At 55.9% G+C, this 26,690-nt stretch carries 23 protein-coding genes; 16 read left to right on the top strand and 7 right to left on the bottom strand.

What is annotated here, in order from left to right:
- Nucleotides 1–28: 28 nt before the first annotated feature.
- From HP566_RS08680 to map, 7 genes are all read right to left on the bottom strand, one after another.
- Nucleotides 29–418 (bottom strand): hypothetical protein, encoded by a 390-nt coding sequence (locus tag HP566_RS08680; protein ID WP_249976864.1) that lies wholly within the window; start codon nucleotides 416–418, stop codon nucleotides 29–31.
- Entirely contained in the window at nucleotides 415–1,587 is a 1,173-nt protein-coding gene (gene dapE / locus HP566_RS08675) for a succinyl-diaminopimelate desuccinylase (RefSeq protein WP_249976863.1), read from the bottom strand. Before dapE ends, HP566_RS08680 begins: the two co-directional genes overlap by 4 nt.
- Nucleotides 1,574–2,599: a 2,3,4,5-tetrahydropyridine-2,6-dicarboxylate N-succinyltransferase gene (gene dapD, locus HP566_RS08670; protein WP_249976862.1), complete on the bottom strand. Its 1,026-nt coding sequence runs from the start codon at nucleotides 2,597–2,599 to the stop codon at nucleotides 1,574–1,576. Before dapD ends, dapE begins: the two co-directional genes overlap by 14 nt.
- A gap of 71 nt (nucleotides 2,600–2,670) precedes the next feature.
- A complete protein-coding gene (locus tag HP566_RS08665) occupies nucleotides 2,671–3,021 on the bottom strand; it encodes a Spx/MgsR family RNA polymerase-binding regulatory protein (protein ID WP_249976861.1) in 351 nt (116 codons plus the stop codon).
- A 32-nt stretch (nucleotides 3,022–3,053) separates the two neighbouring features.
- Entirely contained in the window at nucleotides 3,054–4,250 is a 1,197-nt protein-coding gene (dapC, locus tag HP566_RS08660; RefSeq protein ID WP_249976860.1) for a succinyldiaminopimelate transaminase, read from the bottom strand.
- Nucleotides 4,251–4,375: 125 nt separating this feature from the next.
- Nucleotides 4,376–7,051 carry a [protein-PII] uridylyltransferase gene (locus tag HP566_RS08655; protein ID WP_249976859.1) on the bottom strand — a complete coding sequence of 892 codons (2,676 nt, stop codon included), beginning with the start codon at nucleotides 7,049–7,051 and terminating at the stop codon, nucleotides 4,376–4,378.
- Nucleotides 7,051–7,842 (bottom strand): type I methionyl aminopeptidase, encoded by a 792-nt coding sequence (map, locus tag HP566_RS08650; protein WP_249976858.1) that lies wholly within the window; start codon nucleotides 7,840–7,842, stop codon nucleotides 7,051–7,053. Before map ends, HP566_RS08655 begins: the two co-directional genes overlap by 1 nt.
- A gap of 319 nt (nucleotides 7,843–8,161) precedes the next feature.
- Between map and rpsB the strand changes: the two genes are divergently transcribed.
- The 16 genes from rpsB to dnaE all read left to right on the top strand — a co-directional run bounded on the left by rpsB (nucleotide 8,162) and on the right by dnaE (nucleotide 26,621).
- Nucleotides 8,162–8,911 carry a 30S ribosomal protein S2 gene (gene rpsB / locus HP566_RS08645; RefSeq protein WP_249976857.1) on the top strand — a complete coding sequence of 250 codons (750 nt, stop codon included), beginning with the start codon at nucleotides 8,162–8,164 and terminating at the stop codon, nucleotides 8,909–8,911.
- Between the two features lie 234 nt (nucleotides 8,912–9,145).
- Entirely contained in the window at nucleotides 9,146–10,015 is an 870-nt protein-coding gene (gene tsf / locus HP566_RS08640; protein ID WP_249976856.1) for a translation elongation factor Ts, read from the top strand.
- A gap of 120 nt (nucleotides 10,016–10,135) precedes the next feature.
- Nucleotides 10,136–10,909, top strand: coding sequence for a UMP kinase (pyrH, locus tag HP566_RS08635; RefSeq protein WP_249976855.1), 774 nt, complete (start codon nucleotides 10,136–10,138; stop codon nucleotides 10,907–10,909).
- A 4-nt stretch (nucleotides 10,910–10,913) separates the two neighbouring features.
- On the top strand, nucleotides 10,914–11,471 hold the full coding sequence (frr, locus tag HP566_RS08630; protein ID WP_249976854.1) for a ribosome recycling factor: 558 nt from the start codon (nucleotides 10,914–10,916) through the stop codon (nucleotides 11,469–11,471).
- A 91-nt stretch (nucleotides 11,472–11,562) separates the two neighbouring features.
- Complete coding sequence (gene uppS, locus HP566_RS08625) at nucleotides 11,563–12,348, top strand: polyprenyl diphosphate synthase (RefSeq protein WP_249976853.1); 786 nt, start codon at nucleotides 11,563–11,565, stop codon at nucleotides 12,346–12,348.
- The gene (locus tag HP566_RS08620; RefSeq protein ID WP_249976852.1) at nucleotides 12,341–13,162 is read left to right on the top strand and encodes a phosphatidate cytidylyltransferase; all 822 of its coding nucleotides are present in this window, start codon (nucleotides 12,341–12,343) and stop codon (nucleotides 13,160–13,162) included. The genes uppS and HP566_RS08620 overlap by 8 nt, the downstream gene beginning before the upstream one ends.
- Complete coding sequence (gene ispC, locus HP566_RS08615) at nucleotides 13,159–14,346, top strand: 1-deoxy-D-xylulose-5-phosphate reductoisomerase (RefSeq protein WP_249976851.1); 1,188 nt, start codon at nucleotides 13,159–13,161, stop codon at nucleotides 14,344–14,346. The genes HP566_RS08620 and ispC overlap by 4 nt, the downstream gene beginning before the upstream one ends.
- A 58-nt stretch (nucleotides 14,347–14,404) precedes the next feature.
- Nucleotides 14,405–15,763, top strand: coding sequence for an RIP metalloprotease RseP (gene rseP / locus HP566_RS08610; RefSeq protein WP_249976850.1), 1,359 nt, complete (start codon nucleotides 14,405–14,407; stop codon nucleotides 15,761–15,763).
- A gap of 100 nt (nucleotides 15,764–15,863) precedes the next feature.
- A complete protein-coding gene (gene bamA, locus HP566_RS08605) occupies nucleotides 15,864–18,215 on the top strand; it encodes an outer membrane protein assembly factor BamA (RefSeq protein WP_425348179.1) in 2,352 nt (783 codons plus the stop codon).
- A 56-nt stretch (nucleotides 18,216–18,271) separates the two neighbouring features.
- The gene (locus HP566_RS08600) at nucleotides 18,272–18,772 is read left to right on the top strand and encodes an OmpH family outer membrane protein (protein ID WP_249976849.1); all 501 of its coding nucleotides are present in this window, start codon (nucleotides 18,272–18,274) and stop codon (nucleotides 18,770–18,772) included.
- Nucleotides 18,773–18,824: 52 nt separating this feature from the next.
- A complete protein-coding gene (lpxD, locus tag HP566_RS08595; RefSeq protein ID WP_249976848.1) occupies nucleotides 18,825–19,862 on the top strand; it encodes a UDP-3-O-(3-hydroxymyristoyl)glucosamine N-acyltransferase in 1,038 nt (345 codons plus the stop codon).
- Nucleotides 19,863–19,997: 135 nt separating this feature from the next.
- Nucleotides 19,998–20,441, top strand: coding sequence for a 3-hydroxyacyl-ACP dehydratase FabZ (fabZ, locus tag HP566_RS08590; protein WP_249976847.1), 444 nt, complete (start codon nucleotides 19,998–20,000; stop codon nucleotides 20,439–20,441).
- The gene (gene lpxA, locus HP566_RS08585; protein WP_249976846.1) at nucleotides 20,438–21,205 is read left to right on the top strand and encodes an acyl-ACP--UDP-N-acetylglucosamine O-acyltransferase; all 768 of its coding nucleotides are present in this window, start codon (nucleotides 20,438–20,440) and stop codon (nucleotides 21,203–21,205) included. The genes fabZ and lpxA overlap by 4 nt, the downstream gene beginning before the upstream one ends.
- Nucleotides 21,206–21,287: 82 nt before the next feature.
- Nucleotides 21,288–22,472 (top strand): lipid-A-disaccharide synthase, encoded by a 1,185-nt coding sequence (lpxB, locus tag HP566_RS08580; RefSeq protein ID WP_249976845.1) that lies wholly within the window; start codon nucleotides 21,288–21,290, stop codon nucleotides 22,470–22,472.
- On the top strand, nucleotides 22,462–23,079 hold the full coding sequence (rnhB, locus tag HP566_RS08575) for a ribonuclease HII (protein WP_249976844.1): 618 nt from the start codon (nucleotides 22,462–22,464) through the stop codon (nucleotides 23,077–23,079). The genes lpxB and rnhB overlap by 11 nt, the downstream gene beginning before the upstream one ends.
- A gap of 38 nt (nucleotides 23,080–23,117) precedes the next feature.
- A complete protein-coding gene (dnaE, locus tag HP566_RS08570) occupies nucleotides 23,118–26,621 on the top strand; it encodes a DNA polymerase III subunit alpha (RefSeq protein ID WP_249976843.1) in 3,504 nt (1,167 codons plus the stop codon).
- The last annotated feature ends 69 nt before the right edge of the window (nucleotides 26,622–26,690 follow it).

The raw sequence follows: 26,690 nt of genomic DNA, 5'->3' as shown, positions 1-26,690 counted from the left end.
GGTTGCCAAAAGGGCTTCCGAATAATGCTTAGCGACCGGAGTCGGGCCACTCAATCGCCTTTTCCTGCCCTCCTGGCAGTACCTGCCAGAAGCGGTCAGGATCATCGCCAGGATGCCAGCCACCCAACGAGCAGCGGACTTCCGTTTGCAGTGCTTCAGCGGCATGCTGGGCACATTCCTGGTCGGTGTGCCAGGGAGTGTGGTGGCTATCGAACCACAGGCTTGCGAAACCGTCAGCGGCATTATCCACCAGTAGTACCGGAACACTTTCTCCCTGGTGCTGGCCACGGGTTTTCCATTTGCCTTTACCCGCGGGGCTAAGAGGAGGCGCGTTCAGTGCGCCCTGCAACCAGGCGTTGATGTCGTCAAGCGTCACCTGTGCCAGGTACACTTCAATATCCGGGAACCGTTCCATCATACGCTTACCTCGTTGGTGGTTAGCAGTGCTTGGAGGGTTGCCTCATAAATCCGGCTTAACTCGTCCAGGTCGTTGGCACGCACCCGCTCATTAGCTTTATGAATGGTGTCGTTAAGCGGGCCGAGTTCTACTACCTGAGCGCCCAGGGTGGCAATAAACCGGCCATCCGATGTGCCGCCACTGGTCGAAAGAGCGGGGCGTTCACCAGTAACGGCTTCAACGCCGCGAATGGCAGCGTCGACCAGTTTGCCTTCGGCGGTCAAAAACGGCTCGCCGTTCAGTGTCCAGTCGATGTGATACTCAAGACCATGCTGGTCCAGAATCGCTTCGGTACGGGCTTGCAGTGTTTCATGGGTAACTTCCGTTGAGTAGCGGAAGTTGAACACCACTTCCACGTCGCCGGGAATCACATTGGTAGCGCCGGTTCCCGCTCGAAAGTTGGAAATCTGAAAACTGGTGGCGGGGAAAAAATCGTTACCCGCGTCCCAGTGCTCGCTGACCAGCTTATCCAGAGCAGGCATGGCCTGGTGAATTGGGTTGCGTGCCAGATGTGGGTAAGCCACATGGCCCTGTACCCCTTTAATATGCAACACGCCGCCCAGTGATCCACGTCGCCCATTCTTAATCATATCCCCTAGCCGGGCAGTGGAGGAAGGCTCGCCGACGATACAGTAATCCAGGCGCTCATTGCGCTCGCGCAGGTGCTCTACCACCGCACGGGTGCCGTCTACTGCAGGCCCCTCCTCATCGGACGTAATGAGAAAGGCAATGCGTCCATCGTGCTCTGGGTTGGCTGCCACAAATCGCTCTACAGCGGTGAGCATGGCCGCCAGACTGCCCTTCATATCTGCCGCGCCACGTCCGCAAAGCATACCGTGGTTATCAATACAGGGCTCAAAAGGGGGGAAGTCCCAGTTGGTGTGCGGCCCACTGGGCACCACATCGGTATGGCCGGCAAATGCCAGTACGGGGCCATGGTGGCCACGTATTGCCCAGAAGTTTTTCACATCACCAAACGGTAGTCGTTCGATATGAAAATCGAGCGCCGCTAAGCGCTCGATCATCAGTTCCTGGCAGCCTTCGTCGTCCGGCGTTACCGACGGGCGGCGCAGCAGCTCAAAGGCGAGCTGCAACGTGGGCGACAGAGTGTCAGGCTCAGTTATGGGCATGCAGTGCCTCGTTCAGTGCAATGGCACTTTTATTGGTCAAACACTCAATGCGGCCATTTTGCGAGTTACGGCGCAGCAGTAAATCATCCTGGCCTGCCAGTTCACGGGCGGCCACGGTGTCGACTTCCTGACCCTGGTCATCGAGCACCGTGACCTTGGAACCAGCGGTGATATAGAGGCCCGCTTCCACCGTGCAGCGGTCGCCCAGCGGAATGCCGATACCGGCATTGGCGCCAATCAGGCAGCCTTCACCTACCTTGATGATGATGTTGCCGCCGCCGGAAAGTGTTCCCATGGTGGAGCAACCGCCGCCCAGGTCGGAGCCTTTGCCCACCATAACACCTGCGGAAATGCGGCCTTCAATCATGCCGGGACCTTCGGTACCCGCGTTGAAGTTAACGAAACCTTCATGCATGACCGTGGTGCCTTCACCCAGGTAGGCGCCCAGGCGTACGCGGGCAGTATCACCGATACGAATGCCGGTAGGGACAACGTAATCGGTCATTTTGGGGAATTTATCCACACAGTCCACCGACAGCGTACGGCCCGCAAGGCGTGCCTTGAGACGCCGGGCGGGCAGCTCTTCAATATCAATGGCGCCTTCGTTGGTCCAGGCGATGTTACGCAGCAGGCCGAACATGCCGGTCAGGTCAAGCCCATGGGGCTTCACCAAGCGATGGGAAAGCAGGTGAAGCTTCAGGTACACCTCAGGAGCGGTTTGCGGCGCCTGGTCGCTGTCCAGAAACATCGCCACCAGCGGGCGTTGGCTGGCCGCCAAGGACTCGGCAAGCTCTGCCTGCTCAGAGTGGCCTGCTGCTTCCAGCGCTTTGGCCAGGCGTGTGCAGTCTTCGGGGAGGAAGCTAACGGCTGTATTGCCGGTGGGCGCCTCAAGCGCTTCTTTGGCCGCGGCTACCAGGCTTTCTGCCGGGTTCAGCAGCGGTGCCGGATAGTAGATTTCCAGCCAGTCGCCCTGGGTGTTTTGAGTACCGATTCCAAGCGCGAAGCTCAGCATAACGCGTCATCCTTTGAGGTGTTAGAAGTTAATAAAAGTGAAGGGTGTCGATTAAGAAACCTCTGGGCTCCTTAGGAACCGCTTAGCTTGTCGTAATCACCATCGCGAAAGCCTACCAGCATGGTCTCATTGTCGACTTCCAGGAGTGGCCGTTTAAGGAGCGTTGGGTTCTCCAATAAAAGCGCCCGGGCACTGGTGGCATCCAGGTTTTCTTTTGCCTCTGTAGGGAGGTTGCGCCATGTCGTGCTGCGTTTATTAAATGCCTCCAGCAGGGGCACCCGCTCAAGGATGTGTTCTAGCAGGCTGGCCGAAAGGCCATCTTTGCGCAGGTCATGGGTCTTGAAGGGAATACCTTTCTCTTCAAGCGCCTTACGCGCTTTACGACAGGTGTCACAGGTGTTGATGATATAAAGCGTCAACATACAGCCTCCTAAAATGAGCGTTGGGCGAGGTGTTAACCGCGCTCGACCAGTTGGCGTAGGCGCTTGGCGGCTTCCAGCGTAGGCGCAAGTTCCGCCACTAAGGCTAAGCGTAGCCGACCAGCTCCTGGGTTGTATCCATCCTGGCCTGGGCGGCCCATCAGGCTGCCGGGCAGCACGCTCACGTGCTGTTCGGTAAACAACCTCAGGGTAAAGGCAATATCATCACCGCCTGGGACAGCAGGCCAGAGGTAAAAGCTGGCCTCAGGAGTGGGAAAGTCCATCACCGGCGCCAGTACGTCCGTCACGGCACTAAATTTCTCCCGGTAAGCCTCCCGGTTGGCGCGCACATGGGCTTCATCCTGCCAGGCGGCGATAGAAGCGTGCTGCACCGGTAGGGACATCGCACAACCGTGGTAGGTGCGGTAACGTTTGAAGGGAACCAGCAGGTTCGCATCGCCTGCGACAAAGCCAGAGCGCAAGCCCGGCAGGTTTGAGCGTTTGGATAACGAATGGAACACCACGCAGCGCTGGTAATCGTCACGGCCAAGCTCGGCACAGGCTTGTAACAGGCCGGGAGGCGGTGAGCTTTCATCCAGGTAGAGTTCTGAGTAACACTCATCGGAGGCGATAATAAAATCATGCTCGTCGGCCAGCGCAATCAGCTGCTTAAATTCGTCAAGTGGCGTGACTGCACCGGTGGGGTTGCCTGGGGAACAGATAAACACGATCTGCACATCGCGCCAGGTATCGGCGTTTACTGCTGAGAAGTCGGGTCGAAAGCCATTCTCGGCAGTGCAGTCCAGATAGAGCGGTTCACCACCTGCCAATAAAGTGGCGCCCTCATAAATCTGATAGAACGGATTAGGTATGGCCACTTTCGCCGGGCGGCTTCGGTCCAGTGCTGCCTGTACAAAGGCAAACAGGGCTTCGCGTGTGCCGTTAACCGGAATCACCTGACGCTCAGCATCCAGCCCCTTTAATTGAAAGCGCTGGCTTGCCCAGCCAGCAATGGCTTCTCGCAGGGTCGGCAGGCCATTGGTGGCAGGGTAGCGTGCCATCTCCAACTGATGGGCTACCAAGGCGTCCAACGCCGCTGCATAGGGTGCATGTTGGGGCTCGCCAATCGTCAAGGGGATGTGCGTCAGCTCTGCCGGTGGTGTGAGTGATGCTTTAAGCGCGGCCAGCTTTTCAAACGGATAGGGATGCAGGGCGTTAAGGTCAGGGTTCATTGCGTGTCCGTTGATAGCCTATGGGCGGGTGCTGGATGGCCGTAAAGCGGCAAACTAAGCCGCCGATTATAGGCAAGCCCGGGTGGTACCTCAAATTCACCACCAGGACGTGGCGTATTGAGCGCCTATACACCCAGCACTTCGATGAGTCGTTCACGGAGCTGTTGCTGGCGCTCCAGGTCGGTGAGCGGTTCACCCGCTTTGGTGGTGATAAAGAAAACATCCTCAACCCGTTCGCCCAGCGTCGCGATTTTGGCTGCCGACAGCGCAATATCCTGCTCCATAAAAATACGTCCGACACGAGCCAGCAGGCCGGGGCGGTCAGGGGCGGTAAGCTCCAGCAACGTGCGCTCGTTGGCGGGGTCCTGCTCAATCACCACTTCCGTTGGTACCTTGAAGTGTTTGAGCTGGCGCGGCGTGTGACGGGTGACAATCTCGGGGTAGTCGTCCGGGTCATCCAGCTCTTCTACCAGATGCCGGCGCATTTCTTCAATGCGTGCCGGGTCACGAATAGGCTGGCCCTGGCTGTCGAGCACAATAAAGGTGTTCAGCGTCCAGTTATTGCGGGACGTGGCAATGCGTGCATCGTGGATGGATAAGCCGAGCTGTTCCATGGCGGCGGCAGTAGCCGCGAACAGGTCATCAACCGAACGGGTGTGAATAAACACCTTGGTGCCACCTTCTGTCATATCTGCCGTCGGTGCGCTGATCAGTACCAGTGGTAGCGGTGATGGCTGATGGGCAAGAATGCCTTGGGTTTGCCAGACAATCTCGCTTGGGGCGTACTGGAGGAAGTAATCCTCGCCCAGGGATTCCCACAACTGATCTATCTGGTTGCGGTCCACGCCAATGGTTTGCAGCAGTGACCTGGCTTCTGTGCGGGTTTCCCGTACCCAGTCATCCCGGTCGGGTGGGTTATTTAAGCCACGTCGTAACGCCCGCTTGGTTTCGGCGTGCAATTGACGCAAAAGCGAGGCCCGCCAGCCATTCCACAGGGTTGGGTTAGTGGCGTTTATATCGGCGACGGTAAGCACATAGAGGTAGTCCAGGCGGGTTTCGTCGCGAACCACCAGGGCGAAGTCTCTGATGACGTCAGGGTCGCTGATATCGCGCTTTTGCGCGGTCATGGACATCAGCAGGTGGTGCTCTACCAGCCAGCTTACCAGATTGGTATCGTGCTGAGAGACATGGTGGCGTTTGCAGAACTGCGTGACATCCCGTGCGCCAATTTCAGAGTGGTCGCCGCCCCGGCCCTTGCCAACATCGTGAAACAGGCCGGCAATCCACAGTAAATCCAACTTGGGCAGTTGCTGCATTAACACTGCCGCCACCGGGAAGTCATCTTTTGCTTCCGGCTTGCGGAAGCCGTGCAGAAATTTCAGCAACCGCAGCGTGTGCGCATCAACGGTGTAGATATGGAACAGGTCGTGCTGCATCAACCCTACCGCGCGACCAAATTCAGGCAGGTACTTGCCGAGGATGCCGTAGCGGTTCATGCGCCGTAGCTGGCGGGGAACATTGCCAGGGGCGCGCATAATGGCCATAAACAGCCGTTGGTGGCGCGGGTCTTCCCGATAGTGGTCATCGATTTGGTGGCGATGGTCACGAATCAGGCGAATGGTGTCGGCGCGGACACCCTCTATTTCAGGGTGCTTGGCCATCAGCAGAAACAGCTCCAGCATGGCCGCCGGGCATTCGCGGAACAAATTACGCGAACGCACCTGGATATAGCCCCCTTTGGTTTCAAAGCGCTCATTGAGCATGACGGTTTCCAGCGCTTCTTTACCACGTAAAATCACTTCATCAAAGTGCTGTAACAGCATGTCGTTAAGCCCGGCCAGGGCGGTAACATGCCGGTAATAACGCTTCATGAACTGCTCAACCGCCAAGCGTTCTGGAGTGTCTCTGAAGCCAAACATATCGGCGATGGTGCGCTGATGATCAAACAGCAGGCGGTCTTCGGCTCGGCCAGTCAGCATGTGCAGGGCATAACGCACCTGCCATAAAAAGGCCTGGCCCTGGCTAAGAATGCGCAGTTCTGCGTCGTTCATAAAACCATTGGCGACGATATCGGCGTACTGTTCCGTACCGAAGTGGCGTTTGGCCACCCAGCCAATCATCTGAATATCACGCAGGCCGCCGGGCGAACTTTTTAAGTTCGGCTCCAGGTGGTATTCCGAGTTGTTGTAGCGGTAGTGGCGGGCAATCTGCTCCTGCCACTTGGCTTCAAAAAAACGGTCGGCGGGCCATAGGTGCTCTGCGTTTAGCCGCTGGCGCATTTGTTCGCGCAGCGACTCTGGGCCTGCGATCAGCCGTGATTCCAATAAATTGGTAATCACCGTTACATCGGCCTCGGCTTCCCGCTCGCAGTCGTTGAGTGAACGAACACTGTGACCAATCTCCAGCCCGATATCCCATAAAAAGGTGATAAAGGCGGTGAGTGGTTCCCGGTAAGGGATATCATCGTCGTGCTCCAGCAGTAACAGCAGATCGATATCGGAGTAGGGGTGTAGTTCTCCACGGCCATAGCCACCCACCGCTACCAGAGCAACGCCGTCATCGGGCCAGTCATGCTGTGCCCAGGCAATCGCAAGTAACTGATCTAAATACCATGCCCGCCCGCGTACCAGATCGCGTATATCGGCGCCGGAGCGAAACCGCTCATCCAGGCGAGCCTGGATGTCCCGTAGCGCTGCCTTGAAGGGGGCGACAGGGGAGCGTGAACCTGCCAGCTCGGTACGAAACGCAGCGAGGTCAAACAGCGTGGTATCCGGCTCGAACCGGTAGTGGTGGAGTAACATCAGTGGTTAAGAAAACTAAAGTCTTCGTCGCTGCGTGCCGTCAGCACTTCAACGCCGGTTTCTGTAACGAGCAGTGTATGCTCCCACTGGGCCGAGAGGCTGCGGTCCTTGGTGACCGCGGTCCAGCCATCGCGGAGTACCTTGGTTTTATAGCCGCCCACGTTGATCATTGGCTCGATGGTAAAGCACATCCCCGCTTCCAGGTGGATATCGGCATCTGGTGCATAACCGTCATAGTGCAAAAACTGCGGCTCTTCATGAAAGTCAGCGCCGATGCCGTGGCCACAGAAATCACGCACTACCGAATAGCCATGGGATTCGGCATGCCGCTGAATAACGCGTGCCAGTTCAGAAAGGCGTACACCGGGTTTTACCAGGGCAATACTTTTATACAGGCACTCTTGGGTAATGCGGGACAGGCGTTCACCCTGGATGGTCTCGCCAATCACGAACATGACACTGGAATCGCCATGGTAACCATCGGTGGTTCGCACGGTGATGTCCAGGTTCATAATGTCGCCGTTTTTAAGCTTTTTGGCATCATCAGGAATCCCGTGGCATACCACATGGTTGATGGAGGTGCAGGTCGCCTTGGGAAAGCCGTGATAATTCAGTGGTGCTGGCGTGGAACCCAGTTCGTTGACGATGTACTCATGGCACAGGCGGTCAATTTCACCAGTACTGACTCCTGCGCTGATGTGGGGGGTGATCATTTCGATGACGCTGGCGGCTTGACGTCCGGCTTCGCGCATTTTCTCGATTTCAGAAGGCGTCTTAATGGGAACGTTCATGAATTCTCGATGTGGCTTCTGGGTAAGTGATGAGCGGTAAATTAAGACCGCTACATCCAGTGTGACTTCATCTTGGCAATGATCTATGGTATAAAGCCGCGCGCTTTCCTGCAATCGCCATCCAAGCTTCTTTAGCTGGTCGGTCATCTGCGGAAAGGCAATTGGATCGCAACACAGCCACTGTGTTGTTAAACAGCAAGCCTTGAAAACACACATGCACCGGCACATGGTCCCGGGTGCCGCTGGCAACGTTTAACGATGTCATCGGTCGGATCCATGGGGTGCGTGGAGGCCTAACCCGAGTTTCAGGAGTTTTACCATGTCTCACGTTAATATGCGTGACCTGCTTAAAGCAGGTGCTCACTTCGGTCACCAAACCAAGTACTGGAATCCGAAGATGGGCAAATACATCTTCGGCGCGCGCAACAAGATTCATATCATCAACCTCGAGCACACCCTGCCGGCGCTGAATGAAGCGATCGACGTAATCGAGAAGATGGCGGCATCCAACAACAAGATTTTGTTTGTTGGCACCAAGCGCAGCGCTAGCAAGATTATTAAAGAAGAAGCAAATCGCGTTGGTCAGCCGTTCGTCAACCATCGCTGGTTGGGCGGCATGCTGACCAACTTCAAGACCATTCGTCAGTCCATCAAGCGTCTGCGCGATCTGGAAGTAATGCGTGAAGACGGTACTTTCGAGAAGCTGACCAAGAAAGAAGTCTTGATGGCGACGCGCGAGCAAGAGAAGCTTGAGCGTTCTATCGGCGGTATCAAGAACATGGGCGGCCTGCCGGACGCACTGTTCGTTATCGACGTTGATCATGAGCGCATCGCGATCAACGAAGCCAATAAACTGGGTATCCCGGTCATTGGTGTGGTAGATACCAACTCTAACCCGGATGGCGTTGACTACGTGATCCCGGGTAACGATGACTCCATCCGCGCTATCCAGATCTACGTGAAGGCAATTGCCGATGCGTGTAGCCGTGCGAAAGAAGGTCGTCCGGATGAGTTCGTCGAAGTGACCGAAGAGGCCGCTTCCGCCGAAACCAACGCTGCTGCCGAGTAACGGTTGCAGTGGGTGCGGCGGGCAGGTGAGCCGCATCGAGTTATAGAGGGGGCCTTATGCCCCCTTTTCCCGCTTTGGGCGAGCCCGGGCGGGCCGACCACGCCGGACACTGGATACCGGCAAGCGCTCTGCATGATGTATGCGATAATGGCCATACGCAAATGGTCATCTACCTTGCTTATACTGTGTAGCGCGTTTAACTCTCAGCTAGAACCATTTCCGAGGTAAATTCTCATGGCAGCTATCAGCGCCTCTCAGGTTAAGGAACTGCGCGAACGTACCGGTCTTGGCATGATGGAGTGTAAAAAAGCACTCACCGAAGCCGACGGTGATATCGAAGTTGCAATTGAAAACCTGCGTAAAAGCTCTGGTCTAAAAGCCGCGAAGAAAGCAGGCCGTACCGCTGCAGAAGGCGCCGTTGTTACTCGCGTTGCCGACGATGGCAGCTATGGCGTCATGGTCGAAATCAACTCCGAGACCGACTTCGTTGCTCGTGATGACAACTTTATCGCTTTCACCAGCAAGATTGCTGATGCGTTCTTCGCTGCGAAAAGCGAAGACGTTGCCGCTGTTATGGCGGGCGATCTTGAGTCTGCCCGTGAGCAGCTTGTGCAGAAAATCGGTGAGAACATCGGTGTGCGTCGTGCCGTGATTGTCAACGCGGTTGAAGGTGGCCTGGTGGGAGAATACGTTCACGGTGGCCGCATTGGCGTACTGACCGTATTGAAAGGGGCTAATGGCGACGTTGCCAAAGACGTTGCCATGCACGTGGCCGCCATCAACCCGGCAGTTGCTCTTCCGGCGGATATGCCCCAGGAGCAACTGGACAAAGAGAAAGCGATCATTCTGGCACAGCCGGATATGGCGGGTAAGCCAGAGCAGATCGCTGAAAAAATGGTTCAAGGTCGCCTGAAGAAGTATCTGGCCGAGAACAGCCTGACTGAGCAGCCGTTTGTTAAAGATCCGAACCAGTCCGTTGCTGAGTATGTCAAAGCGGCAGGTGGTGAAGTGGTGAGCTTCACTCGCTTTGAAGTGGGCGAAGGCATTGAGAAAGAAGAAGTCGACTTTGCCAAGGAAGTCATGGAACAGGCTGGCCGTCGCTAAGGTCAGAGGTTCCAGTAAGAAGATGGCGTGCGCGCGAGCGCACGCCTTCGTGTATCCGGCCCCTGCTAATTTGGGGTTGCCTCGCCCACCTGTGTTCAGGTCTGCCTCAGGAGAGATGCCATGTCACGCGATATTCAAGATGCTAGTCCCGCTGCTGTGTCCAATAAAGTTGAGAAGTCGAAATCAAAATACAAACGTATTTTGCTAAAGCTCTCTGGTGAAGCGCTGATGGGCGAGCACGATTTTGGTATCGACCCGAAAGTGCTGGATCGTATGGCGCTGGAAATAGGCCAACTGGTTGGTATCGGCGTTCAGGTAGGCATTGTGATTGGGGGGGGGAACCTGTTTCGTGGCGCGGCGTTAAATGAAGCCGGCATGGATCGGGTAACGGGTGACCACATGGGAATGCTGGCAACAGTGATGAATGCCTTGGCCATGCGCGATGCCCTGGAGCGTTCTAACATTCGCTCGCGGGTGATGTCAGCGATTCCCATGAGTGGTGTGGTTGAGCACTATGACCGCCGCACTGCCATCCGCTATTTAACATCCGGCGATGTGGTGCTGTTTTCGGCAGGTACGGGGAATCCTTTCTTTACGACCGACTCGGCTGCCTGCCTGCGTGGCATCGAAGTGGATGTGGATGTCGTGATCAAAGCCACGAAGGTAGACGGCGTGTACAATAAGGACCCGGTAAAATATCCTGACGCCGTGAAGTATGACCAGCTCTCCTATGATGACGCTCTCGAGCAAAAGCTGGGCGTGATGGATTTGACCGCTATCTGCCTGGTACGTGACCATAATATGCCGGTGCGGGTATTCGATATGAACAAGCCTGGTGCCCTGCTGAATTTGGTGGTAGGGGGCAAGGAAGGCACGCTGATAGACAGAGGGTAACAACGTGATCAATGACATCAAAAAAGATGCAGAGTCTCGCATGAAAAAAAGTGTCGAGGCGCTGCACAGCAACTTCAACAAGATTCGCACAGGGCGTGCTCATCCCAGTATTCTGGATGCGGTTACCGTTGAGTATTACGGTGGCCAGGTGCCGCTGAACCAAGTGGCCTCTGTGAACGTCGAAGATGCGCGTACGCTGGCGGTGGCTCCCTGGGAGCAGGGCATGGTGGCGAAGATTGAAAAAGCCATCATGACGTCTGATCTGGGTCTCAACCCATCCAGTGCCGGTAGCGTTATTCGCGTACCGATGCCCATGCTGACCGAAGAGACGCGGAAGGGGTATATCAAACAAGCACGCAGTGAAGCAGAAACGGCCCGTGTCGCCGTACGCAACGTGCGTCGCGACGCCAATGGTGATTTCAAATCCCTACTGAAGGATAAAGAAATTACCGAAGACGATCAGCGTCAAGGGGAGGACGAAATCCAGAAGCTGACCGACAAATACATTGCTGAGATCGATAAGGCACTTGCCGCAAAAGAGCAGGACCTCATGCAGGTATAACCACCTGTCTTTCATCCAGCCACGGGCAGCGACCAGCTGCCCGTGGGCCATCGCTTGGCTTTATTATGACTGATCTTTGGTGCGAGACCCCATGACGTCACCGCAGCTTCCTGAACAGCAGCCGGGCTGCGCGACGCCCTCTCCATCCGAGGAGGTGTTGCCGTTGCATGTTGCGATCATTATGGATGGCAACAACCGCTGGGCACGTGCTCGTGGGCTTTCCGGCGTGCGCGGGCATCGCGCTGGTGTTGAAGCCGTGAGAACGGTCATTCAGCGCGCTGCCGAGCGTGGCGTAAAAACCTTAAGCCTGTTCGCGTTTTCCAGTGAAAACTGGAAGCGTCCTGTGGCAGAAGTGAACGCGCTGATGGAGCTTTTTTTGATGGCGCTTAAACGCGAAGTCAAAAAGCTGAATGAGCGTAATATTCGCCTATCCATTATTGGTGAACAGCGCGGGTTCTCGCATGCCATCCAGAAGCATATCCAGCGCGCAGAGGCGCTGACCGTTACCAATACCGGTATGCACCTTGTGATTGCTGCCAATTACGGTGGTCAATGGGATATTGTGCGCGCGGCAAGACAGCTGGCTGAGCAGGTGGCAACTGGCGAACTGGCTGCTGCTGATATTGATGAAGCATGCTTTGATACCGCAATGAATACTCACCAGATACCGCCGGTGGACTTGTGTATCCGCACTAGTGGAGAGCAGCGCCTATCCAACTTTATGTTGTGGCAACTGGCCTACGCTGAACTGCATTTCTCCCCCTTGCTATGGCCTGATTTTGACGCAGTGGCGTTTGATAAGGCACTGGACGATTTTTGTCATCGCCGCCGACGCTTCGGCATGACCGACGAACAAATAGAGGCACAAGGTGCTTAAACAGCGGATTATTACCGCAGCCTGGTTGGCCCCCCTGACGCTAATCGGTCTGTTCGGACTACAAGGTAGCGCATTTGCGCTATTCACGGCATGTATTGTGCTGCTGGGTGCATGGGAGTGGACCAATCTGGCCGGGGTGACCCGCCAGAACGCCCGCCTGCAATTAGTGGCCGCGATAGCGCTATTAATGGTGCTGATGTGGTTGAGTGGCGCTGTCTTTGCTATTTGGCCACTATGGCTGGCAGCAGCCGGATGGCTGGTTAATCTCTATTGGGTTAGCCGTTACCCTGACGCCAGCCAGCAGTGGCAGGCGACACCCCGGCGTCTGCTCATGGGGCTGTGGGTGCTGCTACCTTGCTGGGTAGGGTTCAATATACTGCGTGATAGTGGTGTCGTGTGGCTGCTCTTTGTGCTGTTACTGGTGTGGTGCGCTGATATTGGTGCCTATTTTGCCGGGAGGCAGTGGGGTAAGCGTAAGCTGGCGCCACGGGTAAGTCCGGGTAAATCCTGGGAAGGTGTGATAGGGGGGCTGATAGCCACCTCGCTCTTGGCACTGGTATTTGCGATTTGGCAACCACTGGGCTTCGCGGGCGGTGTCGCGCTTATCGTGATTACGGCCCTGGTCACCCTGGTTTCAGTGCTTGGCGACCTGCTGGAAAGTATGCTGAAACGCCATCGCAATATTAAGGATTCAAGCCAGCTGTTGCCAGGCCATGGTGGGGTGCTGGATCGTATCGACAGTCTGACGGCGGCGATACCCATCTTTGCCCTGCTCTATTTGCAGGTGCTGCTGGTACAGGCGCCACTATCATGAGGCAGTGGTTTCCCCAGCGCGTGACGGTACTCGGCTCTACGGGTTCAATAGGTAAAAGCACACTGGATGTGATCGCCCTCCATCCTGACCGCTATCATGTGTATGCCCTGACCGCCCAAACGTCGAAAGAGGCGCTATTGGCACAATGTGAAACGCATAGGCCAAACGTGGCAGTATTGGACGACCCGCGGGATGCAGAGTGGCTACAAAACGCATTGTCCAGCGCCGGGGTTGCTACTGAGGTATTGTCTGGCCCTGACGCGCTTTGCCAGGTGGCTCGGGAAGCGTGTGTCGATACGGTAATGGCAGCCATTGTCGGTGCAGCGGGGCTGCTACCCACCCTGGCAGCGGCGGAGGCAGGTAAGCGTGTATTGCTGGCCAATAAAGAAGCGTTGGTGATGAGCGGTGCACTGTTTATGGATGCCGTTGCCAACGCCGGGGCAACACTATTGCCGATCGATTCTGAACATAATGCCATTTACCAGTGTCTACCTGCTCAGCATCGCGGTGGTCTTACACAGTATGGTGTTCGCCAACTGCTGTTGACGGCGTCTGGTGGGCCGTTTCGTAACTGGAGCGCGTCGGAAATTGCCAAGGTGACGCCGGAGCAGGCGTGTGCCCATCCTAATTGGTCGATGGGGCGCAAAATCTCGGTAGATAGTGCCACTCTGATGAATAAGGGGCTGGAGTTGATTGAGGCGTGTTGGCTATTCGATGCCACCCCTGATCAAATTCAAGTGGTTGTGCATCCACAAAGCGTGATCCACTCCATGGTGGCCTATGACGACGGCTCCGTGCTTGCACAGTTAGGTAACCCTGATATGCGCACTCCCATTGCGTATGGGTTGGCGTGGCCCGAGCGTATTGATGCCGGTGTTGAGGTTCTTGACCTGTTCCAGGTGGCCCGGCTCGATTTTGAAGCGCCCGATGAAGAGCGGTTTCCCTGTCTGCGTCTGGCCCGGGAATCGATGCTGAAAGGCGGCGCGGCCCCCGCCATTCTGAATGCGGCCAATGAGGTTGCGGTCGATGCTTTCCTAAATGGGCGGCTTGGTTTTAGCGCTATTGCCGCGGTAGTGGCGGAGGTGCTGAGCCTGCCTTTTACTGGCGATGCCGATACAATTGAGCAGATATTAGTGGCAGATCAATGGGCAAGGGAGCAGGCTGCCGCCAGGATACTGCGTTAAAACTTGAGGGGCGCGTAAGCATCAGCCATTCGCTGAGCTGCGTGTAAAGGAGTGAAGTGTGGGCCTGATACAAAATATTCTAGCGGTCATCGTGGTGCTTGGGTTGCTGGTGACCTTTCACGAATTTGGCCATTTTTGGGTGGCGCGACGTTGTGGAGTCAAGGTGCTGCGCTTCTCGGTAGGGTTTGGCAAACCGCTCTGGTCCACTGTCGATAGGCATGGCACAGAGTTCGCCGTTGCGGCTATTCCGCTGGGCGGCTATGTGAAAATGCTGGATGAGCGTGAAGCACCTGTGCCCGTAGAGCAACTGGATCAGGCGTTTAATCGTAAAACAGTATGGCAGCGGATTGCGATTGTGGCAGCGGGCCCGATTGCCAACTTTCTGCTGGCAATCGTGGCCTACTGGGCGCTGTTTGTGGCAGGCACCACGACAGTGGCACCTATTGTTGGGGACATTATGCCCGACTCTCCTGCGGCGGAGGCAGGGCTTTCCCGGGGGGATGAAATTACCTCCATCCAGGGCGATACCATGCGCTCATGGGAAGAGATTAATCTTAAACTGGTATCCATCATTGGCTTCAATGGCGAGCTTGCCGTTGAAGCGCTGCCCGAGGGTTCAGGCACTCCCCGGGAGTACCAGCTACCGGTCAGTAATTATTTAGTGCGACAGGACCCTCCGCAACCGCTGGAGAGTTTGGGTATTATCCCTTGGCGTCCTGATGTACCGGCAGTGCTGGGGCAAATTATAGAAGGGCAGGCGGCGTCTCAGGCCGGCCTTGAGGCGGGAGATCGTATCCTGGCGATTGATGGCGAACCGGTTGACGACTGGATGCAGTTTGTCGCCATGATTCGGGAAAGCGCAGGTCAAACCTTGGAGATCCGCTATCAGCGCGGCGACGGGCAGGGTACGCTGTCACTCACTCCCGGTAGCAATACACTGGAGAGTGGTGCCCAGGTTGGGTACATTGGAGCCGGTGCGCAGCAGGTGTCATGGCCTGAAGAGCTTCAGCGAGAAATTCGCTATGGTCCTATCGAAGCCGTTGGGCAGGCACTTTCCCGTACGGGGGAAATGATACTGCTTACGGTGGACGCGATCCGCAAAATGATAGTGGGGCTGATTTCGCCCTCTAATCTGTCCGGGCCGATCACGATCGCACAGATTTCCGGCGACTCGGCCCGCGCTGGAATGGAAGTATTCGTTGGCTTTCTAGCGTATCTTTCCATCAGCCTTGGTGTGCTCAATCTGCTGCCAATTCCCGTGCTCGATGGTGGGCACCTGCTTTATTATTTTATAGAGGTGGTGCGTGGACGGCCAGTCTCAGAGCAAACTCAAGCGGTAGGGTTACGCATCGGGCTTGCCATGGTGGGCACCCTGATGTTGATGGCCCTCTATTTTGATCTGATGCGCCTGTGGTAATGACGCGTGTAGCGCGCAGGATGCCTTGTCATCTGCCTGCACAAATGTATATGGTGCCTGTCTGGAACGATGGGCAGACCAACGCGAGCGAACTGACTGCATGAAAATCAAGACCCTTGGAATGGCGGCACTTTTGCTGGCAGGCGCCAGCGGCGCCCAAGCACAATCCTTTGATGTTTCGGACATTCGTGTGGAAGGACTACAGCGGGTATCCGCCGCCTCGGTCTTTAATGCGTTTCCCGTCAGTGCGAATGACCGCGTCAGTGAACAGCAGCTGACAGCTGCTGCACGTGACCTGTTCGCTACTGGCCTGTTCGAGGATGTCTCCCTGGCACGGGAAGGCGATGTTCTGATTATCCAGGTGGTAGAGCGGCCAACCATTGCACGCCTGAACATCACCGGTAATCAGCGGCTCTCTGAAGATGACCTGCGTAATGGACTGCGCCAGTCGGGGCTATCCGAAGGCCAGGTCCTGCAGCTCTCGACGCTGGAAGAGATCCGGCGTGAACTGGAAGGTGTCTACCAGTCCGAGGGGCGCTATAGCGCGGGTATTGATGTACAGGTTGAAGAGATCGATGAGAGCCGGGTTCAGGTCAATATCGATATTAACGAAGGTGAAGTGGCAAAGATCCGTCAAATCAACATTGTGGGTAACGAAGCGTTTGATGATGACACGCTGCGTTCCGTCTTTGAGTTGAATGACCGCCCTGGCCGTTTTTTTGGCTGGTTCTCCCGGGATGAATATTCCCGTGAAGCCTTGGCCGGTGATATTGAACGTCTGCGCTCTTTCTATCTGGATCGTGGCTACGTGAACTTCGATGTAGCGTCTACCCAGGTGTCCATCGGGCCAGATAAGTCAGAAATTTTCGTTACCCTGAATGTGGATGAAGGCAACCAGTATCGTGTTGGTGATATTCGCTTTGTGGGTGATTTACAGCTTAGCGAAGGCGAAGCCCGCCAGCTGTTGGAAATCAGCAGTGGCGATACGTTCTCACGGGGACAGGTAAATGCCTCTACCGAAGCACTGCGTCAGCGCCTGGGAGCCGAAGGGTTCGCCTTTGCTGACGTGCAGGGTATACCGGAAATGGACAGTGACGGCGAGACGGTTGATCTGGTGATTGCCGTTGATCCCGGTCAGCGCACCTACGTTCGGCGTATTGAGTTCTACGGTAATACCACGACGCAGGATGAAGTGTTGCGCCGTGAAATGATCCAGTTAGAGGGCGCGCCCGCCTCTACCGACTCCATTGCCCAGTCGCGCCAGCGCCTGGAGCGTCTTGGTTTCTTTAGCGAAGTGGAAGTCGATACCCAGCCGGTTCCCGGCCAGCCTGATATGCTTGATGTCACCTATAACGTGGAAGAACAGCCTTCAGGTTCAGTGTCTGCCAGCGTCGGCTTTTCGCAGAGTGCCGGGGTGATTTACGGGGTAGGTCTGGCCCAGAACAACTTCCTGGGCACCGGCAATCGCGTCAATATCGGCGCCCAGCGTAGTGATACCTTTACCAGTGTCAACTTCGCCTTTACCGATCCCTACTGGACCCTGGACGGTATCTCACGGGGGTATAATCTGTACTACCGTGAGACTGATTACGCTGACTCGGATATCTCCACGTTCTCGACGGATGCTTACGGTGCAGGTATTAATTTTGGTTATCCGATCAGCGAACTTTCACGGCTTAACTTTGGTGCCAGTGTTGAAGATTTGACGGTGAAAACCTACTACGATACGGCATCGGAAATTCGCCGCTATGTGGAAGATCAGGGGGCGGATGCGCAAAGTCTGAAATTAACGGCGAGTTGGACACGCAATAACCTCAACCGTGGGATTATGCCTACGGCAGGTAATTACCAGCGTCTCTCGCTGGAAACGGGAGTGCCGGGTAGTGACGCCGAGTACTACAAGCTGCAGGCGCGTGCACAGCAACTCTACCCCATTAACGATGATCAAACCTGGGCACTTAAATTCAGCGGTAACCTTGGCTACGCTGACACACTGGGTACCAACGACCCTTACCCCTTCTATGAAAACTTCTATGCGGGTGGTTTAGGCTCGGTGCGTGGTTTCACCTCAAATACGTTGGGGCAGCGTACGACACCTGCCCGTGAAGGTGGGCGTGACCGTACGATGGGGGGTAACATCCTCGTCCAGGGTAGTGCTGAAGTGCTCTTCCCGCTGCCGTTTGTTGAAAACCAGCGTTCATTGCAGACATCGCTCTTCCTGGATGCCGGTAATACTTTCCTGAGCTCATGTTATGACGTGATGGAAGAGGATGCAGGGCGCCAGCAGTGTAGCTCTGGCGTTGACCTTGGCGATCTGCGTTACAGTGTTGGGGTGGGGCTATCCTGGCTGACACCGGTCGGTCCGCTAACCTTCAGCATTGCCGAGCCACTTAATGATGAAAGTGGCGATGACACTCAGTTCTTCCAGTTCTCGCTGGGTCAAACGTTCTAATATGGTGAAGCGGCATGTTTAAGTATGTCGCTGCCTAATGAAAAGGAGTTAACACGATGCGTAAATTGACCGCAGCTGTGTGTTTGTTCGGTGCGTTGGCGCTGCCTGCCCATGCGGCCGAAGTCGCGGTGCTTGATTGGCGCGCCGCTTTGATGAATACCCAGGCTGCCCAGTCCTCGCTAAGCCAGTTGGAAGGCCAGATTGGTAGCCAGCAGCGTGAGGCTCAGGCGCTGGGTGGCGAGTTACAGCAGTTGCAGGAGCGTTTGCAGCGTGAAGGCGAGACGATGTCCCAGTCCCAGCGGGACTCGCTCATTGCCGAGCTACAGGAGAAAGGCAGCCGCTTTGAGCAATTGCGCCGTGAAGTATTACAAGCGCAGCAGACATCAGAGCAGCAGTTCCTTGAAAGCGCGGAGTCCAAGCTTGAACGCGCCGTCGAGCAGGTGCTGGAGCGTCATAATATTGATGTATTGGTGGAGCCCCAGGGCGTGCTGCACTCGTCGACAGATCTGCCAAACGTGACCAATGAGGTCACACAGATTTTCGATTCACTGAATTAATTTAATGATTGCTGGTGCGGGCTTGCCCGTACCAATGCTTCCCTGGGCTCCCATGACGCACGTTTCTCATCACCTCACCCTTGCGGATATCGCTCGCCACCTGGATGTTGCATTCGAGGGCGACGCCAACCAACCAATTCGTGGCTTGGCAACGCTTAAGAAGGCCACGCCAGACCAAGTTGCGTTTCTAGCCAATCGCGCTTACCTGAAAGACCTGACTGCGACCAAGGCGGCAGCAGTATTGCTGCACCCTGAGCACGGTAAAAACTGCCCGGTTCCCCGCCTTGAGATGGATAACCCCTATTTGGGGTACGCCAAGTTGTCTCAGCTGTTTGATCCACTCCCTGCAAGGGATGTTCCTGGTGTACACCCGGCGGCAGTGGTAGCCAGTGATGTCACTATTGGTGAAGGCGTGTCCATTCAGGCCCATGCGGTGATCGAAGCCGGTGTGGTCCTGGGGGATCGTGTTGTTGTAGGGGCTGGCAGTTTTGTTGGAGCGGATAGTGTGATCGGCGAAGGTACCCGGTTGCATGCCAATGTGACGGTCTGCCATGGGGTCGTGATTGGTAAGCGAGCGATCCTGCAAAGTGGGTGCGTGATTGGAGGCGATGGTTTTGGCTTTGCCCACGATGGGGCAGGTTGGCATAAAATCGCCCAACTGGGTGGTGTGGTGCTGGGTGATGACGTCGAAGTCGGCAGCTGCTCCAGTATTGATCGGGGCGCACTGGGTGATACGGTGATTGGCAACGACGTAAAAATCGACAGTCAGGTGCAAATCGCCCATAACGTGACCATTGGTGATCATAGTGCGCTGGCGGGGTGTGTGGGTATTGCCGGTTCCACGACAGTCGGCAAACACTGCATGCTCGGTGGTGGTGTAGGGCTTTCCGGCCACCTCACCATCTGCGATGGCGTGCAGGTAACAGGAATGAGTCTGGTGACCAATTCGATTCATGAGCCAGGGGTTTACTCCTCGGGCACTGGTGCCATGCATAATACTCAGTGGCGTAAAAACGCGGTACGTTTTAAGCAGTTGGATGATATTGCCAAGCGTCTGTCGCGGTTAGAAAAAAACCAGCGTGATGCGTAATGGACAAGTGAATTTCTGAGGCAGTGGCTTGAGGCTTGATCGCAGCAGGTTATAATCCACTGCCTTTTAGCCAGCAGGAGTGCTGGTGCGTGCCTGATATCACTCAGGCCTTTTGTCATTTTAGAGGTCGTTACGATGGTTATGGATATTAACGAAATTCGCGAATACTTGCCGCACCGCTACCCGTTTTTGCTGGTGGACCGTGTGACGCAGTTAACCGTGGGCGAATCCATCGTTGCGTTTAAAAATGTCAGTATCAACGAGCCGTTTTTTAATGGTCACTTCCCCCACCACCCCATTATGCCCGGTGTGCTTGTCGTTGAAGCCTTGGCGCAGGCATGTGGTATTTTAGGCTTTAAAACCGTTAATAAGCTTCCTGCTGATGGTTATGTCTACTATCTGGTGGGAAGCGATAATGTTCGCTTCAAGCGTCCCGTTATGCCAGGCGACCAACTGGTACTGGAAGCGAATGTTATTCGTGGGAAGCGTGGAATCTGGAAGTTTGCCTGCCGCGCGACAGTGGATGGTGAACTGGCGTGTGAGGCGGAAATTATTTGTGCTGAGAGGAAGGTGGCTTGATACATCCTACTGCACTGGTTGACCCTTCAGCGCAGCTTGCTGACGACGTTGAGGTTGGCCCTTTTAGCGTTATTGGACCTGATGTCACCATTGGCGCTGGCTCGGTGATAGGCCCCCATGTGGTGGTGAAAGGCCCCACTGTTCTGGGAGAGCGTACGCGCATCTTTCAGTTCGCCTCGGTAGGTGAAGAGTGCCAGGATAAAAAATACGCGGGCGAGCCCACCCGGTTGGTGATGGGTGACGATAACGTTATCCGCGAAGGGGTAACGCTTCATCGTGGTACCGTTCAGGACCGCAGCGAGACGACCATTGGCTCACGCAATCTCTTTATGGCTTATGTCCACGTGGGCCATGACTGTGTGATCGGAAACGACTGTATACTGGCCAATCAGGTCACCCTGGCTGGTCATGTCACCCTGGGCAATTTTGCCATTCTGGGCGGGTTGTCGGCGGTGCACCAGTTCTGTCACTTTGGTGATCACGCCATGGCGGGGGGGGGCTCCATTATCACCAAAGACACCCCAGCCTACGTCATGATTAACGGAAATCCGGCAGAAGCACGTGGACTGAACCTGGTTGGTTTGAAACGCCGAGGTTTCAGCCGCGATGCCATTAATGCGTTGAGCACGGCCTATAAACTGGTGTATCGGCAGGGGCTAACGGTGGAACAGGCGATTGAGGAAATGCGCAGCCGCTTTGATGTGCCGGAAGTTACCTTCTTTGCCGATTCCATAGCACGTTCTACCCGCGGTATTGTGCGCTAGTCATGTTGGCTTACGCGTTGTGTAAGCAAAGCATGCAAAAGCGGCAAACTCAAACACCTCTTACCCATACCCAAAAGCTACCATGACTTTGCAGCGTGTATACCTTGTGGCAGGCGAGCTTTCCGGCGATATCCTGGGGGCCGGTCTGATGCGGGAGCTAAGTGTTCGCCATCCCGGTGTTGAGTTTCGCGGTATAGGCGGGCCACGTATGGAAGCACTGGGTCTGCAAAGCCGCTTTCCCCTGGAAACGCTGGCGGTTATGGGACTGGTGGAAGTGATTAAACATCTGCCGGAACTGATTCGGGTACGGCGAACGTTGCGCCAGGAAGCCATTGCCTGGCGGCCCGATATCATGATTGGCATTGATGCGCCCGACTTCAATATCGGCCTCGAAAAGCAGCTGCGGGATGTCGGTATCAAAACCGCCCATTATGTTAGTCCATCGGTATGGGCGTGGCGGCAGGGGCGTGTTAATAAGATCGCGAAGGCGGTCAATGGTATGCTCACACTGCTCCCCTTTGAGGCTGATTTTTATCACTGTCATCAGGTGCCGGTTGCCTTTGTTGGTCACCCCCTGGCGGATGAGCTGCCGCTGGTTAACGATCGCCAGGGAACCCGCCAAGCGCTGGGTTTACCTCCCCAGGCGTTGGTGTTGGCGTTATTGCCTGGCTCAAGAGGCAATGAGATACGCTTTTTGGGCGATACTTTTTTAAGCGCTGCCGAGTTGCTCTGCCAGCGCCACGCCTCTCTTCATATCGTTATCCCCGCCGCCACCCCGCAGCGCCGTACAGAGATCCATCAGTTACTGGAACGTTATCCGGCATTGGGTGAGCGTGTTACCCTACTGGATGGTCAGGCCCGTGAGGCCATGGTGGCCAGCGATGCTGTACTACTTGCCTCGGGGACAGCGGCTCTGGAGGCCATGCTTTGCCACCGGGGAATGTTGGTGGCGTATAAAATGGCTCCCGTCACGCATTGGCTGGCCAAACGGCTGGTGAAAACAGCATGGATTTCACTGCCTAACCTGATCGCTCAGGAAGAACTGGTGCCTGAACTGATTCAGGAGGCCGCCACACCTGACGCTATTACGGAACAACTCAGCCAGCTATTGATGGATGATACCGCGCGCCACGCCCTTGAGGAGCGCTTTACCGCTATGCACGCAACATTGCAGCGCAATGCCAGCTCACGTGCTGCCAGGACCATTGATGCGCTGGTGGCAGGTCAGCCACTGGATAGTCAGGAGGGGGAAACTGATGGCCGGTAAAATGGCCGAGTTCCCGCCGCTGGTGATCGAATACACTGGCGAGCGTTTGGCCGGGGTGGATGAAGTAGGCCGTGGCCCTCTTATTGGTAGCGTGGTGGCCGCCGCGGTCATTCTTGACCCAACCCGCCCCATTGAAGGGCTAACGGATTCGAAAAAACTCACCGCCCGCAAGCGAGAAGCATTAGATGTGTTGATTCGGGAGCGTGCGTTGGCGTTTACTGTTGCCGAGGCAAGTGCTGCCGAGGTGGATCAACTTAATATTTATCATGCCACGCATCTTGCCATGCGCCGTGCCATTGATGGGCTGGCGCTGGCGGCTGAATATTTGCTGGTGGATGGCAATCGCCTGCCAGGACACCGCCTGCCAGGGCAAGCGGTGGTAAAAGGGGATGCCCGGCACCCCGCTATTGCCGCGGCCTCGATTCTGGCCAAGGTGGCTCGTGATGCACAGATGGTAGCACTGGATATGCGCTATCCTGAGTATGGCTTCGCACGCCATAAAGGCTACCCAACGAAAGAGCATCTGGCGGCGCTGGCCGCCCACGGGCCACTAGCTGAACATCGCCGCAGTTTCGCGCCAGTGCAGCGTCAACTGGCACTGCTGTAAGCTTTTTATTCCATTTACCTAGCGTTTCTGAGAGTCCCATGACGGTTCCGTTCGTTCATCTACGTTTGCACAGTGAATACTCCCTGGTCGATGGCTTGGTTAAACTCAAGCCGCTGGTCAGTACCACCGCTGAGCGCGGGATGCCGGCGCTTGCGTTAACTGATGAAACCAACCTGTTTGGTCTGGTGAAGTTTTACAAAGCCGCTCAGGGTGCCGGCCTGAAACCGATCATCGGCAGCGACCTGTGGCTGCATAATGCCCACGATGAATCGCACCCCTATCGCATTACACTGTTGGCAATGAATGATGTCGGGTACCGCAATCTCACCGAACTCATTTCCAGGGGGTGGAGTGATGGGCAGCGTCAGGGGCGCGCCATTCTTGATAAACAGTGGATCTTGGATCAAAGCGAAGGCTTGATTGCGCTGTCCGGGGGGCGAGAGGGTGATATTGGGCGTCACTTGCTTACCGACCATGAACGCGAAGCGCGGGTGCTGCTGGAAGAGTGGCAGAGTGCTTTTCCCGACCGCTTTTATCTGGAACTGATCCGTACTGGTCGGGCTATGGAAGAGGCCTGTGTGCACGCCAGCGTTCAATTGGCGATGGATACCAATACCCCGGTGGTTGCCACCAACGATGTGCGCTTTCTGGAAAGAGAGGACTTCTGGGCCCACGAAACCCGCGTCGCGATTGGCGAGGGCAAAACCTTGGCCGACCCACGGCGGGAACGCCGCTATACCGAAGAGCAGTATCTGAAAAGCCCCGAGGAAATGGCGGCGCTATTTGCTGATATTCCCGAAGCACTTGAGAACAGCGTGATGATTGCTGAGCGCTGTAGTGTCAATGTGCGCCTGGGGGAAATCTTCCTGCCGGAGTTCGAAATTCCCGAAGGCATGACCCAGGATGAATTCTTCCGCAAGGTTTCCCACGATGGGCTGACCGAGCGTCTCGATTTTCTGTTCCCTGCCGAGCAGTACCCGCGGGGCAGTGACGCCTATCGTGAGATTGAGCAGCGCTACCGTGACCGGCTTGAGTTCGAACTGAACGTTATCATTCAGATGGGGTTTCCCGGCTACTTCCTCATCGTTATGGACTTTATCCAGTGGGCCAAGGATAACGATGTGCCCGTAGGGCCAGGGCGAGGCTCGGGGGCGGGGTCGCTGGTAGCCTACGCACAAAAAATCACCGATCTCGATCCCATTGGCTACGACCTGCTGTTTGAGCGCTTTCTTAACCCAGAGCGTGTCTCCATGCCCGACTTCGACGTCGATTTCTGTATGGAGAAGCGGGACCGCGTTATTGAGTATGTGGCAGACCGGTATGGGCGCAACGCCGTGTCCCAGATTGTAACGTTTGGCACCATGGCAGCCAAAGCGGTTGTGCGTGATGTGGCCCGTGCCCAGGGTAAGCCATACTCGTTAGGGGATAAGCTCTCCAAGCTGATCCCGTTTGAAGTGGGTATGACCCTCGCGAAAGCCATTGAGCAGGAACCGGCTCTGAAAGAGTTTATTGAAAGCGATGAAGAGGCCGAAGAGATCTGGGAGATGGCCCTTAAGCTAGAGGGCACTACCCGGGGCACCGGCAAGCATGCCGGCGGAGTGGTGATTGCGCCCACCAAACTGACCGACTTCTCGCCACTACTGTGCGACGAAGATGGTTCGGGGCTGGTGGTGCAGTTCGATAAAAACGATATTGAAGAAGCGGGACTGGTGAAGTTCGACTTCCTGGGCCTGCGTACGCTGACCATTATCGACTGGGCGTTGGAAATGGTCGATAAAGTGCGTGATGCCAACGGCCAGGGGCCACTCAATATCGATGCTATCCCGCTGGATGATGGCAAAACCTTTGAAATGCTCAAGCGGGCGGAAACCACCGCGGTATTCCAGTTGGAATCCCGCGGCATGAAAGAGCTGATCAAGCGCCTGCTGCCAGACTCCCTTGACGACATGATCGCTCTGGTGGCGCTGTTCCGCCCAGGGCCGCTACAGTCGGGCATGGTGGACGACTTTATTAACCGCAAACATGGCCGCTCCGAAGTCTCTTATCCACACCCGGATTATCAGCACGACCTGTTGAAACCGGTGCTGACGCCAACCTACGGCATTATTCTTTACCAAGAGCAGGTCATGCAGATCGCCCAGGTAATGGCTGGGTATACGCTGGGTCAGGCAGATATGCTGCGCCGCGCCATGGGTAAAAAGAAGCCCGAAGAGATGGCCAAGCAGCGGGCAGGCTTTATGGATGGGTGTGCCGAAAACGGGATCGACAAGGATCTTGCCGGTAACATCTTTGACCTGGTGGAGAAGTTCGCAGGCTACGGTTTTAACAAATCCCACTCGGCTGCCTATGCCCTGGTGTCCTACCAGACAGCGTGGCTGAAAGCACACTATCCCGGCCCGTTTATGGCGGCAGTCATGTCCACGGAAATGGATAACCTGGATAAAGTGGTGCCGCTAATTGAGGAGTGCCGCAACCTCAAGCTGACGGTTACCCCGCCTGATGTGAATGTCGGGGGGTACAAGTTCACCGTGGATACCGATGGCCGGGTGGTGTATGGCCTGGGGGCGATACGTGGCGTGGGTGAAGGCCCTATTGGTGCAATCGTGGAGGCCCGTGAAGCAGGTGGCCCGTTTAAGGATCTCTTCGATTTCTGTCGGCGTATAGACCCCAAACGCATGAACAAGCGTACCCTGGAGGCACTGATTCGCTCGGGAGCGCTGGATAACCTCGGCCCCAACAGGGCAGTGCTGGCAGCTGCCATGGAGGATGCGCTTAAAGCCGCTGCCCAAAATCACGCCAACCAGAACCTGGGAATGCTGGATATGTTTGGCGAAGCCTTCGCGGCTGAAGAAGAAGAGGTTGATGTATATACCGAATACCGGCACAACCGGGAGTGGACCGATCGTGAACGATTGTCCGGGGAAAAAGACACCCTGGGCCTTTACCTGACAGGCCACCCCATTGATGAGTATGAGCGTGAGCTTAAACGCTTCGTTTCAACCCGTATCAGTGACTTAAAGCCCTCCCGTGAACCCCAGCGTGTGGCTGGTTTGGTGGTGGCCATGCGCACCATGAAGTCCAAGCGTGGCGATACCATGGCATTTATCACCCTGGATGACCGCACTGGCCGCATTGAAGCATCGCTGTTTGGTGAATTATTTGAACAGTTGCGCGGTCAGATTGAGTCGGATCAGGTCATCATTGTTGAAGGTGAAGTGTCCAGCGACGATTTTTCAGGCGGCCTGCGGTTGCGTGGCAAGGACGTCACCCCCATGGTGACAGCGCGGATACGTTATGGACAGGCGGTAGAACTGGCACTGGACGCCGGGCAGATTAACGGTCGTCTGGTGGAAAGTCTCCGCGACAGCCTAAGCCCCTACCGTGATGAAGAGGGGCTGCCCGTACGCTTGCAGTATCGCCACCCGGATGCAGTGGGTTGGCTGGAGCTTGGTGATGAATGGAAAGTAGCCCCCAGCGATGACCTGCTCTTGGCGCTACGGGATGTACAAGGGCAGGCGGGCGTACAGCTGCGCTACCGCTAAGTGCCGGTAGTCTGCCAACACTTCTTGGTGACTGAACAATTTATTTGAGCGGGCATTGCCTTGCGTGGC

The organism is Vreelandella olivaria, assembly GCF_023507745.1.
Lineage (GTDB): Bacteria > Pseudomonadota > Gammaproteobacteria > Pseudomonadales > Halomonadaceae > Vreelandella > Vreelandella olivaria_A.
This window is presented reverse-complemented; position numbering and strand designations above follow the sequence as displayed.